Origin of the sequence: Flaviaestuariibacter flavus (assembly GCF_004337505.1) — a bacterium.
Lineage (GTDB): Bacteria > Bacteroidota > Bacteroidia > Chitinophagales > Chitinophagaceae > Flavisolibacter > Flavisolibacter flavus.
Genome location: NZ_SJZI01000002.1, coordinates 56,351 through 72,048, shown reverse-complemented (window position 1 = coordinate 72,048; position 15,698 = coordinate 56,351). Strand labels below are relative to the sequence as shown.

The window sequence follows — 15,698 nt, the reverse complement described above, 5'->3', positions numbered from 1 at the left end:
GCGAACCGGATGCCAATATTTTCGAGGTCCGGAAGGGCCGCAACAGGGGCCTTTCGCGCTCCCTGGGGAACATTAACAAGGCCTTGTGGATAAACCGCCTTAAGCCGGTGATAAAGAAGGGTTTTTTTGAAGGTTTTCCGGCCCCGAATCGGTAAATTTGCGAACCTCATTTATAAGCTGAACGAATGGAAGAAACGTTATTGCCACAAGAAACGAACGACTATAACCGGATCATTCCCGTCAACATCGAAGAGCAGATGAAAACGGCCTACATCGACTATTCCATGTCGGTGATCGTGGGCCGCGCCCTGCCCGATGTGCGCGACGGCCTCAAGCCGGTACATCGCCGCATTCTCTTTGCCATGAACGAGCTCGGTATGGGCTACAACCGCCCCTACAAGAAGTCCGCCCGTATCGTGGGCGAGGTGCTGGGTAAATACCACCCGCACGGCGACTCCTCGGTGTACGACGCCATGGTGCGGATGGCTCAGGAGTGGAGCATGCGCTACCAGATTATCGACGGACAGGGTAACTACGGATCGCAGGACGGTGACGGACCGGCGGCCATGCGTTATACCGAAGCCCGTATGCACCGCATCGCGGAAAGCATGATGGCGGATATCGACAAGGAAACCGTCGACTTCCAGCTCAACTTCGACGATACCCTCCAGGAGCCCACGGTGCTGCCGACGCGTATCCCCAACCTGCTCCTCAACGGCTCCAGCGGTATCGCCGTTGGCATGGCCACCAATATGCTGCCCCACAACCTCACAGAGGTGGTGGACGGCTGCGTGGCGTATATCGACAACCGTGAGATCACAGTCGACGAGCTGATGGCCCACGTAAAGGCGCCCGACTTCCCGACCGGCGGCCAGATCTATGGCATGGAAGGCATCAAGCAGGCCTACCTCACCGGCCGCGGCCGCTGCGTGCTGCGCGGCAAGCTGCGCGTGGAAACGAAGAACTCGGGCCGCGAGCAGATCATCATCACCGAGGTGCCCTACCAGGTAAACCGCGACGCCCTTTGCGACCGCATCGGCCAGCTGGTTACCGACAAGACCATCGAGGGCATCGCCCATATCAACAACGAATCGAACCAGAAGGAAGGCACCCGCATCGTGGTGGACCTGAAGCGCGACGCGGTGGCCAACATCGTGATCAACCAGCTTTATAAGTTCACCGAGCTGCAAACGAGCTACGGCATCAACAACGTAGCCATCGTTAAAGGCCGTCCGAAGGTGCTCAACCTGAAAGACCTCATTGCCGAATTCATCGAGTTCCGCCACGAGGTGGTGGTACGCCGCACGCAGTACGAGCTGCGCGAGGCCCGCAAGAAAGCCCACATCCTCCAGGGATACCTCATCGCGCTCGACCACCTCGACGAGGTGATCGCCCTTATCCGCGCCTCGGCAACACCCGACTCGGCGAAGGAAGCGCTGGTGAACGCCGGCTGGGGTCTCGACGAGATCCAGGCCAAGGCCATCCTCGAGCTGCGCCTCCAGCGCCTCACCGGCATGGAGCGCGACAAGATCAAGCAGGAATACGACGACCTGATGGCGCTCATTTCGCGCCTCGAAGCCATCCTGGCCGACGAGGGCCTTCGCTTCCAGGTGATCAAGGATGAACTGCAGGAAGTAAAGGACAAGTTCGGCGACGGACGAAAGAGCGAGATCTCCTTCCTGGAGAACGAGATGAACATCAAGGACTTCATCAAGGAAGAAGACGTGGTGATCACCATCTCGCACCTGGGTTATATCAAGCGCACCAGCGCCAGCGAGTACCGCTCGCAGAAGCGCGGCGGCCGGGGGTCGATGGGCGGACGCACCCGTGAAGAAGATTTTATCGAGCACATCTTTGTAGCCTCTACGCACCATACGCTCTTGTTCTTCACTGAAAAAGGGCGCTGCTACTGGCTCAACGTATACCAGCTGCCGGAAGGGGAGAAGAACACGAAAGGGCGCGCCATCCAGAACCTGCTCCAGTTGGCGCAGGATGACAAGATCCGCGCTGTCATCGACGTGAAAGACCTCCGCGACCTGGACTTTGTTTCGAACCATTACATCATGCTGTGCACCAAGCAGGGCGTTATCAAGAAAACGGCGCTGGAAGATTTCAGCCGCCCGCGCTCTACCGGCGTCAACGCCATTACGATCGTGGAAGGCGACCAGCTGCTGGAAGCCCGTATGACCGATGGTCAGTGCGATATCATGATGGCCGTGAAGAGCGGCCGCGCCATCCGCTTCCCCGAAAGCAAGGTGCGCCCCACGGGCCGCGGCGCCATCGGTGTTACCGGCATCGAAGTAGACGATGCGAAAGACGAAGTGGTGGGCATGGTTTGCGTCAACCCGAAAACACCCGAGCGCACCGTGCTGGTGGTGAGCGAAAAAGGTTTCGGCAAGCGTACCTCTGTAGAAGAATACCGCATCACCAACCGCGGCGGCAAAGGCGTGAAGACCATCAGCGTAACCGATAAAACGGGCGCCCTGGTCGGCATCCTCGACGTGGCCGAAAGCGAAGACCTCATCATCACCTGCAAGAGCGGTATCACCATCCGTATGAAGGTGGCCGATATCCGCGAGCTGGGCCGCGCCACGCAAGGGGTGAAGCTCATTCGTATCGACGAAGGCGACGAGATCGCGGCCATCACCCGCATCGATGTGCAGGATGAGGCCGGCGTGGTCGGAGAAGGAGAGGAAGGCACGGCTGCTGAAGGCGAAATCGTTGCCACCGACGCCACCGCTGAAACAGCGACCGGCGAAAACGGCGCCGCCGATACAACGGATGAAGGCGAAACTGCATCTGAAGCTTAGGAACGACACAATAAAACAAAAATTAAACTCGAGAACATGCGCAAACTGATCGCGACCGTATTCCTGGCAGCTGTTGCCACAGCGGGTTACGCCCAGGATTACAAGGAGGTAACAGAAAAGCTGGCAGCGAAGAATTATACCGAAGCGAAGACGGCTATCGACAAGCTCGCCAGCAACCAGAAGGCTACCGCCACGTCGGACTACTGGTTTTACCGCAGCCAGGTGTACAGCGGCCTCGGCGCTACCGATACCGCCGCCATCCGCGAGGCCATCAACTCGATGGACCGCTATTACAGCATCGAAAGTAAAAGCAAGGAAAAAGCCAACATCCGCGCAGTGATGGAAAATCACAAGACCGCCATCGACCTGTATTCGGATAACTTCAACGCCGGGGTGAAGAACTTCCAGGCCCAGAACTGGGCAGCTGCCGAGGCGCGCTTTACCACAGCGCTGTCGGCTTTCGACATGCTGAGCCGCAATGCGATCATCAGCCAGAAGTTCGATACCACTACGACGCTCTATGCCGGCTACTCGGCCCAGAACGCAAAAGACATGGCAACCGCGGCCTACTATTATAACCGCATCGTTGAGCAGAACATCGCCGACACCACGATGGTGGGTGCCTATGAATTCCTCATCAACTATGCGCAGCAGAATAAAGACGAGGCCAATTTCAAAAAGTACCTCGACATCGCCAAGCAGCGTTTTCCGCAGTACAACGCCAACTGGACCCGCCTGGAGCTTTCCACGCTCGAGAACGATCCGGCGAAGAAGCTGAAACGCCTCGGGGAGCTTTCGAAAGCCGATCCGAAAGACCTCGGGCTGGCAACGGATTACACCGCCGAGCTGTTCAACTACACCTATAGCCAGAACAAGCCTTCCGACTATGCAGCACGCCAGGCGGAACTGGAGGAAGCCCTGAAATCGCTGGCGGTGAATTTCCCGGACAACGTTTACGGCAACTACGTGCTCACGCAGCATTACAGCAACCAGATCTATGACCTGCAGCAGGCCCGCAACGCCATCAAAGGCGCCAAGCCCGAAGACATCAAAAAGAAGCAGGATATCGACAAGCAGATCATGGCGAAATTCGATGCGCTGCAGCCGTACGGCCTCAAGGCAATCAGCCTGTTCGAGGCGATGGGTGCCGGCATCAAAACCACCGACAAGTACAACTACAAGAATGTACTGAATACCATGTCGGGCTATTACGATGCCAAGAAGCAGCCTGCCAAGGCAAAAGAACTTGAAGACAAGGCGAAGGCGATCAAGTAAACGTCAGCTACTTAAAACAGGAGAGCCGGTCCGGATGGACCGGCTCTTTTATTAACCAAGCAAAACGAAAAGCGGGCAGAAACGGAATATCGTGGGTTAAGCTAAATTATTTACTTAACATAAATACCATTAGTATTGGTGCGGTTTAAAGACATCACTAACATCAAGGATTGGCTGTTTGGGTGATGGCTTTATCTCGATAGCTACGAATACCACTTGAATGGATGTGCCGGAAGGATAGACTTCCGGTTTTGCCGTTTGGCTAAGTTTGAAATTTGGGCCAAGTTCGGTGAGTGCCGCATTGATGGTTTCTTCGATTTCTTTTCTTGTAATCGGCGGGGTAATTATACCGTCCTTAACCTTTTGGGTTTTTAGCTTTCTTGTGATGATTCGAAAGTCGCCATTTGGGAGAGAAGATAGTTGCATAAGTACGCAGTTAGGTTTTAGTTCTGCCCCAAAATACAAAAAGTATCTAAGTGCTGGTCCCCGTAGGAACTACGCAGGATCACCCGTACTATAACGTGGGGTTCAAAAGAAGCGTGGGCAAATACAGAACGCAAAGCTGCTGCAGCGCTGAGCCCGTGCGCCCATTTAACATAATATAAATTATAAGCTACTTTGAATAATCCGTCGGTGGGTGACTTCGGACCGTTATCAACTTCATTATCAACTAATTAAGCCCATCAAAGGCGTGTACCGGCAATGTCGTTGATGGCCGGCTCCAGGTTTTCGTAATAAAAACGGAAGCCTTCCGCCTCGAGGCGCGCCGGCAGCACCCAGCGGCTTTTCAGGATCAGCTCGGGTTCGGTGCCGATGATCCGCGCGCCAATTCCGAGCAGCCAGGCCGGCGACGAAATGCCGAACGGGATATTATAGGCTTTCCGGATCGTCCGCATCAGCTCGCGGTTGTTTACCGGCTTCGGCGTTGAAATATTATACGCCCCGTCGGCTCCCGGTTGCTCCAGCAGCCATTCCACGATCCGGGCGAAATCCTGCTCGTGGATCCAGCTTACCTTTTGACGCCCGTTCCCCTGGTGGCCGCCAAGCCCGGCGAGCACCAGGCCCCGCAGCTTTGCAAAGGCGCCGCCGCTGCGCCCGAGCACGAAACTGGTCCGCAGCGCCACCTTCCGGGTGGCCGGCGTTTCCGCCTCAAAAAAGGCCGCTTCCCAGGCGCGGCACACATCCACCGAAAAGCCGCTGCCATACTCGCCATCCGACTCGGTCTGCGGCCGGTCTTCGGCATGGCGGTAGATGGTGGCCGAAGCCAGGTTGATCCAGAGTTTGGGCGCTGTGCTGCAGGCCCGGATGGCGCTGCCAATCGCCCGTGTCGGCTCGAGCCGCGAACGGAGAATCCCGGCCTGCGCCACCGGTGTATAGCGGCAGTCGACTTCCTTACCGCAAAGGTTCACCACGGCATCTGCGCCTTCCAGTTCGGTGCACCAGTCGCCCGCAGTACGGCCGTCCCATTCCACGTAGCGCACGTTGTCATGACCTGCGAGCCGCCGGCGCGTCAGGATCACGATCTCCCGGCAATTGAAGCGGAAATGCCGGGCCAGCACCGTTCCGAGATAGCCGGTTCCACCGGCGAGTATGAGCTTTTGATACATACGATCTTTTTTATCAATTCAGGATAAAAGCAAGCAGCAGCAAACGGTAAAGAATCCAGCTGGCCGACATAGCCAAAGAGAGCCCGAGGAGCCCGCAACGCCGCACGTGTTCCAACAGCATGGCCCCGGCAACGAGCAGGAAGGCAAGCGTCGCCACGCGCGGATCGTGCATTCCGGCAACATCAAACAGGCCCGCAAAAATCGCCAGGAGCAGTCCGCCGGCAAAGGAAACCGTCATCATGTTGCCCAGGTAATCCCAGCTTCGTTCCGGATGCAGGATCCGGATCAGCGCACCCTGCCAAAGGATCTGTCCGCCGCAGACCGCAAACTCGCGGTACATATTGCTTGGGGGCACGATCCCGATCATACGGTGGCTGTAGCGATACAGGATCAATGCGGTAAGCAGCCAGGCAAAGCCGATCCAGGCGGCCCGCCAGCCGCGGTGAAAGGCCGGTGGTGTATCGGTGACGTCAGCGCGGGCGGGCATGATCACCCGGCGGTTATAGCTGATGAAAGAATAAGCTTTCGCGGCCAGCCAGGCAAAGGGCCCGAAGCGAAAAAGCGGCCCGAGCCAGGGCCAGGCATTTCCCAATATCCGGAACAGGCTGGCCACACCATACGTCACCTCGCCGGTGCGCTGGTTCACGAGCGCGATCTCGTTCACCGCCCGCGCCCGGTCAAGGCCCGGGCAGCTCCCCTCCTGCAGGCCCTGGTAAGGTGCCCGCCCCCTGGCGTCGAGCATGCCAGTGCGGACAAAAGCACCGGTGTAAAGCCGGCACATCGGGCAGGTAGCATCATAAAGGATCGTGTGTTCTTTTAATGTTTTCATAGTTTCAATATTTTATGAAACATAGAGACAAATAAAAAAGCTACTTGGCCAGCAGCTTCAGCACCGTACCGAAAAACCAGTTTTCGTCGGCTTTGATCATGGTTTCCACGCTCCGGTCCATCTTGGCGGCGAAATCCCGGATGTCCTTGACGGTTTTGATAAAAGGCTGCGCGTCCGGGTCTTCGCTGTCTTCGATCTGCCGCAGGCCGTCGAGCTCCCGCAGCAAGGGCTCAATCTCCCGGCGCTTGCGCTCGCTGGCAATCCGCTTCGCTACTTCCCAGATGTCCTTTTCTGCCCGGAAAAACTCCTTCCGTTCACCCGGTACGAGCTCCTTATAGATAAGATTCCAGCTTACGAGCTCGCGGAGGTTCATGTTCACATTACCCCGTGAAATGCTGAGCTCCTGCATCACGTCCTCGGTGCTCAGGGCCTTATCGCTCGCCAGCAGCAGCGCATGCACCTGCGCCATCGTACGGTTGATGCCCCACTCCGTGCCCAGGCGTGCCCAGGTCTGGATGAATGCCGATTTCGCTTCTGTAAGCTTCATAACCCAAAACTACAACAAGTACTTAAACTTTCAATATTTCCTGAAAATTTATTTCCTGCCCGGGCAAGTTCAGGACTGCGGCCGGGTCGGCGCAGTTTCGCTGCCGTCGGGAGGGTCAGGCAGGGCCGGGGTAGCCACGCCGGCTATCTGCGCCTGCTTCGTAGCATCGGTCGGCTGTTTGGGCCGGTAAAACTCCTTGAAGATGAGCCGCAGGCTCTGGTCGTAGGTGATATAGCTGTACACCCAGTTGAGGAAAACAAAAAGCCGGTTTTTTACGCCCAGGATGAGGAACAGGTGCAGGCCCATCCAGATGAGCCAGGCAATGAGCCCGCGAAAGTGAAGCCGCGGCTTGGGTACATCCACCACGGCCAGGTTGCGGCCCACCGTAGCCATCGAGCCCTTGTCTTTGTACTCGTACTCGATCAACCCCTCCCCTTTGATCATCCGCCGCAGGTTCTTTGAAAGCGTTTCGGCCTGCTGGATCGCCGCGGAGGCCACCTGCGGGTGCCCGTTCGGATAGCGCGGCGTACTCATAGCGGCAAGATCGCCGATCACATATACGCCCTCAAGACCCGGCACCCGGTTTTGGCGATCAACCGTAATGCGGTTGCCTCGTACCACCAGCGCCTTGTCAATGCCCTCGGGCACGTTGCCGCGGATACCTGCCGCCCAGACCACCATTTCGGTAGCAATGGTGCCGCCGCTGGCCAGCGAAACGTTCCTACCGTCATAATCCTTTACGATGGTGTTGAGGTGCACTTCCACACCCAGTTTTTCGAGGTAACGCTGCGCATCGGCCGATGATTTCGGGTCCATAGCACCGAGAAGTCGCTCGCCGCCGTCGAGCAGCATGATCTTCATCTGCTTGAAATCGAGTTCGGGATAGTCGCAGGGAAGCGTGTAGTGCCGCATCTCGGCCAGCGCACCGGCCAGTTCCACACCCGTAGGACCGCCGCCGGCAATCACCACGGTCATGAGGCGCTGCCGGTCTTCGGGGTTGGAGGCACGCACGGCGTCCTCGAAATTCTGGATAAACCGGTGCCGCAGCTGGATCGCTTCCACCGTCGACTTCATCGGGAAGGCGTTGGTGGTGACGTTCTGGTTGTTGAAAAAATTGGTATCGGCGCCGAGGGCCAGCACCAGCACATCATAGGTGATGACCTCGCTTTCGGTGATGATCTTTTTTTCCGCAGGAACCACCTGCTTCAGTTCCTCAACCCGGATGCGCACGTTGCGGCTTTTATGAAAAGCCTTGCGCAGCGGGAAGGAAATATTGCTCGCATCCAGTGCTGCCGTAGCCACCTGGTAAAACAGGGGCTGGAACTGGTGGTAATTGAACTTGTCGATCAGCAGTACGTCAATTCCTTCCTTGTTGTTCAGCTTCCGGGCAAGGCGCAGTCCGCCAAAGCCCGCTCCTACAATAACTACTTTCATATTCGGTTCCGTTGTTCAACGATAACCGCATCAATACAATAATCGCACCTTGACGGTGCCCGGTACTTCCTTGAGCAGTCCGGCCGCGCGGGCCGAAAGCTGCTTGTCCACGTCAACAACTACGTAGCCGATCCGCTCGTTGGTCTTGAGATACTGCCCCACGATGTTGATCCGCGCCTTGGAAAGCTCACTGTTGATGGCACCGAGCACGCCGGGCTGGTTGCGGTGGATGTGGAGGATGCGATGGGCGCCTTCCTGCGGCGGGAGGGCCAGGGCCGGCACGGTGTGGGAGCCCAGTGAAATGCCTTTTTCGAGATACTGCAGGAGCTTGTTGCTTACGTCTTCGCCGATGTTCACCTGGGCTTCCTCCGTAGAGCCGCCGATATGCGGCGTGAGCAGCACGTTGGGCAGGCCCTGCAGCGGGGTTTGGAAGCGGTCGCCGTTTTTCTCCGGCTCCACCGGGAACACATCCACCGCCGCGCCCCCGATGGCGCCGCTTTCGAGCGCCTTCCGCAGTGCCGGCAGGTCAATTACCTCACCGCGGGCGTAGTTGATCAGGATGGCTCCCTCGCGGAACCACTTCAGGTTGGTCTTGTTGATCAGGTTCCGGGTCTGGTCGGTTTCCGGCACGTGAACCGTCACCACGTCGGCGGCACCCAGCAAGGCTTTCAGGCTGCGGGCGTCGGTGGCATTGCCGAGCGGGAGCTTCGTTTCAATGTCGTAAAAAAGCACCTTCATGCCGAGTGCCTCGGCCAGCACGCTCACCTGGGAGCCGATATTTCCATAGCCGATGATGCCAAGTGTTTTACCACGCAATTCGAAGGCGCCGGCAGCTTCTTTCAGCCAGATCCCTTCATGCGCCGCGCGGTTTTTATCGGGCACCCGGCGGATGAGCATAATGGCCGCACCAATGACGAGTTCGGCCACGGAGCGTGTGTTGCTGTACGGCGCATTGAATACCGCTATGCCGCGGTCGGTGGCAGCCCGAAGGTCTACCTGGTTGACGCCGATGCAGAAGGCGCCCACCGCGTGCAGGTGCCGCGCCGCATCGAGGGCGCGCTCCGTGAGCTGCGTTTTGGAGCGGATACCCAGCAGGTGGCACTGCCGGAGCTCCTGTACCAATTCCTCTTCCGGCAGGGCGCGCGTGAGCTTGCGCACATTGGTATAGCCGGCGCGCCGGAAATTGGCTACCGCCACGTCGCTTACATTTTCCAGCAACAGGATGTTGATCTTTTCTTTGGGGTAGCTGGTATTCATATTGCAAATAAAAGGTTCTTCGGGTTCTGATGGTTCGTCGGGCTCCGGGGTTGACGGTTCCATCCTTAGTTTGTTTCCCGGAGCGCCCCCTAACCCTAAAACCTTAAGATCGCGAAGAACCTCGGGAACCTTTTTGGATACCGCTTATTTTTACGCCCTTTTCCTGTTGCCACTGATGAATCGATATAAAAGCCTCGCTTTCGTTGCACTCTCAACCGCCATTCTTTGCGCCTGCGGCGGCTCTTCCGAAAAGGTAAAGATCACCGCCGTGGATACGGTAGAAAAACAGGGCCTGCGCCCCGTGGGTGACCTGCCGGCCGCGGAAAAGCAGCGCTACCACGATGCAATCGCGGCGTTCATGCAGCGCTCGGGCTTCCTGCGCAACTTCAGCGGGGGCATCCTCATCGCCAAGAACGGCGTTCCCGTTTACGAGTATTACCAGGGCTTTCGCGACTACAAAACACGCGATACGCTCACATCGGAGACGCCCCTGCAGATCGCCTCTACCTCCAAGCCGTTCACGGCGGCTGCTGTTTTGCAGCTGGTGGAAAAAGGCAAGATCGGCCTTGATGATCTGGTGTCGAAATACTTCCCGGGCTTTCCCTACCCCGAGGTAACGGTGCGCTCCCTGCTCACCCATCGCAGCGGCCTGCCCAACTATATCAACTACATGGACCGCGACACGCGCTGGGAGCGCCGCCGCCCCGCCACCAATGCCGATGTGATCAACTCCCTGCTCACCTGGAACGTACCGCGCGCCTACCGGCCCAACGCAGCATTCAACTACTGCAACACCAACTTCGTGCTGCTCGCCTCCATCGTGGAAAAAGTGACCGGCACGCCCTTTCCGCAATACATGAAAGAGAACTTCTTCGACCGGTTCGGTATGAAGAATACCTATATCAAAACCGTGAGCGACTCGAGCTTCAATCAATCCTTCGATCGCTACTGGCGGCCCTGGGACCTCGATTTCAGCGATGGTCCGTATGGCGACAAGAATATCTACAGCACCCCGCGCGACCTCCTGCAATGGGACCAGGCCTGGTACCAGGGCCTCGTCATCAGCAAGGCCATGGCCGACTCCGCATTCACCGGCGCCAGCAACGAGCGCGCGGGCACGCACAACTACGGCCTTGGCTGGCGCCTCCTTGCAGCACCCGGCAACAAAAAGGTGATCTACCACAACGGGCACTGGCACGGCTTCAACTCGGCCTTCGCCCGCCTCGTGCACGAGCAGGGTACCATTATCATCCTGTCGAATAAATTCAACCCGGCGGTTTATCCCTTCGCCCGCGCTCTTTACAATGCCTTCGGCAACTATGACGGACGACAACCGGAAGGCGAAGAGTGACGAGAACGTGGGAACGCGAGAAAAAGAGAAGCTGAGAACAAGAAAGGAGATGGCTTGTGCTGAATCAATTTCTTGTTTTCTTTTCCTCTCGGTCTCTTTCCTCTCGCTCTCTTTTTCTCTTGTTCTCCCTAGCTTTAGCTGATGAAGATTTTCTCGGCCGAACAGATGCGTGCCTGGGATGCGTACACCATCCGCCATGAGCCCGTATTGTCGATCGACCTCATGGAGCGGGCCGCCGGGCGCTGCGCCGATTGGCTGCTCGCTCATTTCGGGCAGGAAACCGGTTTCATGGTTTTTTGCGGCATGGGTAACAATGGCGGAGACGGGCTGGCCATCGCGCGGATGCTGCTGGCCGCCGGCCGGCGTGCCGGGGTGGTCATTCTCGAAAGCCGGCGTCAGGGCTCACCCGATTTTCTGGAAAACCTGAAGCGCCTGCAGGCCGCCTCCGGCGCGATCTTTTTGCTGGCGGCGGGCGATGCGATCCCGGATGTGCCAGCGGGAGCCGTCGTGGTGGACGCGCTATTCGGTACGGGGCTGAATACACCACTCAGCGGCCATGCCGCAAGGCTGGTGGAACACCTTAACGGCCTTCCGAACACACGCGTTGCAATCGATCTTCCCAGCGGGCTGTTTGCCGATCGTAGCGCCGTCGGTAACCCGGTGCTACTGGCCACACACACGCTGACCTTCGCCGCGCCCAAACTGGGATTGCTGCTCCAGGAGAACGCGCCCTTTACCGGAGAAGTCCATATTCTGGACATAGGCCTTTCCCCTGCTTTCGAATCCGCCACCGAAACACGCTTCCAGCTGGCAACCGCCACCCTGGTAAAATCCCGCTTCCGCCCCCGAAACCGCTTTGCCCACAAGGGCAACTTCGGTCATGCGTACCTGGCGGCTGGCTCCCTCGGGAAAATGGGTGCCGCGCTCATGGCGGCCACTGCCTGCCTCCGCGGGGGCGCGGGACTCCTCTCCTGCCACGTGCCGCGCTGCGGCGTCGGCATCCTGCAAACTGCACTTCCGGAGGCCATGGCACTGCCCGACCCGGACGAGACCCGACTGACCACCCTTCCCGGGGAAACCAGCCGTTACAATTGCGCCGGCATCGGCCCCGGCATCGGTACCAGCACGCAAACGGCAGCAATGCTGCGCTCCTGCCTGGCAAAATTTCAGGTGCCGTTTGTGCTCGACGCGGATGCCTTGAACCTGCTGGCGAAGGACGAATCACTTATGTCGCTGCTGCCCGCTGGCTCCATCCTCACGCCGCACCCGAAAGAATTTGACCGGCTGTTCGGCGCGCATGACTCCGATTTTGACAGGATAGAAACGGCGCTCGCGGCAGCGGAGCGCCTGCAATCGGTAGTGCTTCTTAAAGGACACCACACCTTTATCGCTTCACCTACTGGCTCCGGCTATTTCAATACCACCGGCAATGCCGGCATGGCAAAAGGCGGCTCCGGCGACGTACTCACCGGCCTGCTCACGGCCCTGCTCGCGCAGGGTTATGGTGCCGAAGACGCGGCCCTTGTTGGCGTGTGGCTGCACGGCAAGGCCGGTGACCTTGCCGTAGAGCGCCAGTCTTATGAGTCACTGCTCCCGGGCGACCTGGTGGCCCGGCTCGGTGCGGCATTCCGGCAGCTCTACCCGTAAACCGGCGGGGATGCTTCCGGTTATTTTTCTTTTTCTACAAGCAGCACCGGCACCGAATAGCTCCGGTCGCGCTCAGGGTCGCCGGAGGCATTTGCTTTCTCATATACCAGCCTGCCCGGCCCATTGTAATTTTTCCATTGAAGCCGGCCACTGAATGGCACCCAGCTGGTGGTCATCCAGTCGCCTTCGGCCGTTGCCGGTGCCATGGCCAGCTGCCGGCCGCTGCTGTCGAAAAGCCGCAGCAGGAATTGCGCCTCGAAGTAAAATAGGCCGCGCGCCTTTCCGCGTATGATCTGCCCGGAATGCAGCACGGTGCCGTTCCTTTGCTCCACCGTCAACGTGTCCGGGATGCCGGTGTGTGCGGCCCCTGCAACTGTTTTGACGCTGTCAGACCTGCCTTTGTTTTCGAAGGGTGCATCGACGCCCACCGGCGCGGCGGACACGTCGGGCTTTTCCTTATTCGCATCATGACCGCAGGCGGCAAACAAAAAGAGCAGGACTAATACGTGGTGTTTCATTACTTCAAGTTTAGCAAGGGCAGGTCAACGCAGAGCGCGGCACTGTACCGCACATAGCGGCCATTTGCCAAATCATTCCCTGCCGCTTTAACGGTGCGCAGGTTCGGTCCCGTTTGAATGCCCAGGTTCACCGACAGCGGGCTGCGTGGCAAACCGACCGACCAGAATATGCCCGGCGAAAAAATATCGCGAAGCCGGATCGTCGGTACCTGCTCGGTAGTGTTGTCGCCGAAGCGGAAGGCCGCGACAGCACCCAGGTCGAGCACGGAAACAAACCAGGAGGCTGAAGCGCCCTTCCAGCGCAGCGCTTTGACGCGACTGAGCGGCCAGGGCAATACGGCATCCGCCTCGCTGTAGGCAACACCCACGGGAGCGGCTACTCCGAAGGCATTCCAGCGTGAAAAAGGCCGGTTGTCGTCGAGCCCGAGGATCACCTCGTTGCCCGAAAAAAGTCCGCAGTAAGCATTGAGCGAAATGCTGACGGGCATGGTCCGCTTTACGCGCGCACTGCCCGGCGGCAGCACGGCTGCTTCGATGACGGCCGCTACCTCCTCGCTGTTCCGCGCCTCCACGAGGCCCACCATCACGGAGCCATACCGTACAAATGCGTTCAGCGTGGACCGCGTTCCCGGCTCGGCCGCGTTGGCCATAAGCATCGGTGTCGTGCGCGCTGCTACCGTGTCAACAACCGGCGGCGATGAAAGCCGCAGCACATTCCCGTATAGTCCCACCAACGCATTCACGGCTTCGGCATAGCGTTTTCGTACAATCGCCGACGACAGGTCGGAGGCCTGGCGCGCCACACCGAGCCAGGAGGCGGCAAGCCCGTGCACTTCGCCGGCATCGGGCAGCCCGCGGAGCCCCGGGAGTTCAAGCGCGGTGAATCCCGTTTCCAGCAGGTCGGTGCAGGCATTGAAATATTTTACATAGACCTCCGCATGTGCCGAATCGCCGATAGCCGCATTTAAAGCGCCCGCCATCCCGTTAAGATCGCTTACCCGTCCGCCGAAACGAAGGAGGAAGTTGCGGAAAGCCTGCAGCGTAGTCAGGTCACGGTCGATTTTTTCATAGAGCAGCGGATCGTTCAGCAGTCCGTACAGGTTGGTGCCGCCGCCGAAAGCCACCGAACCGTAGCGCCCTTTGGCCACTTCGATCAGCAGCCCCAGGAAAAGCTGCAGCGACTGCTTGTCGCGGGTCAATCCACGAAAGTCATCCATCCCCACCCAGTAGCGGTGTCGTGCGGTATCCGTCTCCCGGCAGGAATAGCTAAGCAGCTGCAAGGCCTGCAGCCCGCCGCGCAAACCGGCAAGACGTCCCGAGATGCTGCTGTCGCCCGCTGCGAAATACTCCATCGGGAAAGATTCGAGCACATCGCCCGGGTGCATGTCCTTGCGCAGCGACGATGAGACATAACACCCGGAGCGCAGGGCAAGCCCCAGCGAAAAGTTGGTAACGTTAGCCCCGAAATAGGCCGGGTGATTCGTCACCACTGCGGGCAGGCGCTCGTCGATCCGCAGCAGGTCGGAACGGAAGCCGGCGCGCAGGTTGTTGATGTAACTATTGTAATCGTATACCTGCTGGTCGATGGCCATCAGCAGCTGGTGCGTTTCGGGGAAAACGCCTTTGAGGTCCGGCAGCGAATCGAGCCGCTCCCGGAAACGCTGGAAAAAGGCCATGCTCAGCTCCTGTTTCGTCCGCTTTACAATAAAGCGGGCAAGGCCGTCAGCGAAGCCGGTAACATCTACATTGCCCACGGAGGACAGCACGTTATTTATGAGTCCGCCACCGCTTTGCGCGGCGCCCTTTTCCACCAGCAGCGGGCCAAGCACCCGGCTGATATAAACATTCTCCTGGCTATTGGATCCTTCGAGATCGTATGCGCGAAGAATATATTGAACAAAAGCCTGTACCGAGTCGCGGGATCCGCCAGCAAGTTGCAGCTCCCGCAGCTTGAGCGCATCGAGTACTACTGACCCGGGCTGGTAGCTGAAGCGATAGGCGCGCGCCGCCACTTCATCGCCGGGCACTGCCGCAGACCGGGTAAAGCGAACGGTCACCGGAAGCGCCTTCCCGTCAATGAAAATGCGAAAGCCCGTATCGGAAAAGGGCTGGCTGTTGCCAAGCAGCTGCGCGGTGCCTGGTGCCACTACCGGCACCCGGTATTCACCCGTTCCTTCGAAGGTCCCCAGGTCGGCGGAGCCAAACCGGGCGGCCACGACGGTGTCGTTGTTGCCCGCATTCACCAACGCGAGGCGCTTACCGGCAAAGTCGCGCGAGAAATGAAGCGCGAAGGGAAGGCGGTAAATTTTATTTACGATACGCGGCGCCCCGTTTTGCCAGGTCACCAGTGCCTTTTCCTGCGCCGCAGCGCACACGGAAAGCAGCAACATGGAAAGAAGCAGTCGTTGGATCTTCATTTGGAT

General features: G+C 58.5%; 12 protein-coding genes. 4 read left to right on the top strand and 8 right to left on the bottom strand.

The window, feature by feature from the left end:
* The first annotated feature begins 185 nt into the window (after positions 1–185).
* Positions 186–2,810 carry a DNA gyrase subunit A gene (gene gyrA, locus EPD60_RS00980; protein WP_131445920.1) on the top strand — a complete coding sequence of 875 codons (2,625 nt, stop codon included), beginning with the start codon at positions 186–188 and terminating at the stop codon, positions 2,808–2,810.
* Between the two features lie 36 nt (positions 2,811–2,846).
* Positions 2,847–4,085, top strand: coding sequence for a hypothetical protein (locus tag EPD60_RS00975; protein ID WP_131445917.1), 1,239 nt, complete (start codon positions 2,847–2,849; stop codon positions 4,083–4,085).
* A gap of 129 nt (positions 4,086–4,214) precedes the next feature.
* Here the strand turns inward: EPD60_RS00975 and EPD60_RS00970 are convergent, their stop codons facing one another.
* From EPD60_RS00970 to serA, 6 genes are all read right to left on the bottom strand, one after another.
* Entirely contained in the window at positions 4,215–4,511 is a 297-nt protein-coding gene (locus EPD60_RS00970) for a hypothetical protein (RefSeq protein ID WP_131445915.1), read from the bottom strand.
* 257 nt (positions 4,512–4,768) lie between these two features.
* Positions 4,769–5,692, bottom strand: coding sequence for a TIGR01777 family oxidoreductase (locus EPD60_RS00965; protein ID WP_131445913.1), 924 nt, complete (start codon positions 5,690–5,692; stop codon positions 4,769–4,771).
* Between the two features lie 13 nt (positions 5,693–5,705).
* Positions 5,706–6,521 carry a DCC1-like thiol-disulfide oxidoreductase family protein gene (locus EPD60_RS00960; RefSeq protein ID WP_131445911.1) on the bottom strand — a complete coding sequence of 272 codons (816 nt, stop codon included), beginning with the start codon at positions 6,519–6,521 and terminating at the stop codon, positions 5,706–5,708.
* Positions 6,522–6,561: 40 nt separating this feature from the next.
* Positions 6,562–7,068: a GbsR/MarR family transcriptional regulator gene (locus tag EPD60_RS00955; RefSeq protein ID WP_131445908.1), complete on the bottom strand. Its 507-nt coding sequence runs from the start codon at positions 7,066–7,068 to the stop codon at positions 6,562–6,564.
* 69 nt (positions 7,069–7,137) lie between these two features.
* Positions 7,138–8,502, bottom strand: coding sequence for an NAD(P)/FAD-dependent oxidoreductase (locus EPD60_RS00950; protein WP_131445906.1), 1,365 nt, complete (start codon positions 8,500–8,502; stop codon positions 7,138–7,140).
* 30 nt (positions 8,503–8,532) lie between these two features.
* Positions 8,533–9,759 (bottom strand): phosphoglycerate dehydrogenase, encoded by a 1,227-nt coding sequence (serA, locus tag EPD60_RS00945; protein ID WP_131445903.1) that lies wholly within the window; start codon positions 9,757–9,759, stop codon positions 8,533–8,535.
* Between the two features lie 175 nt (positions 9,760–9,934).
* On the opposite strand from serA, the gene EPD60_RS00940 reads away from it, so the two are divergent.
* Positions 9,935–11,110, top strand: a complete 1,176-nt coding sequence (locus tag EPD60_RS00940) for a serine hydrolase domain-containing protein (RefSeq protein WP_131445900.1) — start codon at positions 9,935–9,937, stop codon at positions 11,108–11,110.
* A 141-nt stretch (positions 11,111–11,251) separates the two neighbouring features.
* Complete coding sequence (locus EPD60_RS00935) at positions 11,252–12,757, top strand: NAD(P)H-hydrate dehydratase (protein ID WP_131445897.1); 1,506 nt, start codon at positions 11,252–11,254, stop codon at positions 12,755–12,757.
* Between the two features lie 20 nt (positions 12,758–12,777).
* On the opposite strand, the gene EPD60_RS00930 is transcribed toward EPD60_RS00935, so the two are convergent.
* On the bottom strand, positions 12,778–13,275 hold the full coding sequence (locus tag EPD60_RS00930) for a Gmad2 immunoglobulin-like domain-containing protein (protein WP_131445895.1): 498 nt from the start codon (positions 13,273–13,275) through the stop codon (positions 12,778–12,780).
* The gene (locus EPD60_RS00925) at positions 13,275–15,692 is read right to left on the bottom strand and encodes a hypothetical protein (RefSeq protein WP_131445892.1); all 2,418 of its coding nucleotides are present in this window, start codon (positions 15,690–15,692) and stop codon (positions 13,275–13,277) included. The genes EPD60_RS00930 and EPD60_RS00925 overlap by 1 nt, the downstream gene beginning before the upstream one ends.
* Positions 15,693–15,698 lie beyond the last annotated feature (6 nt).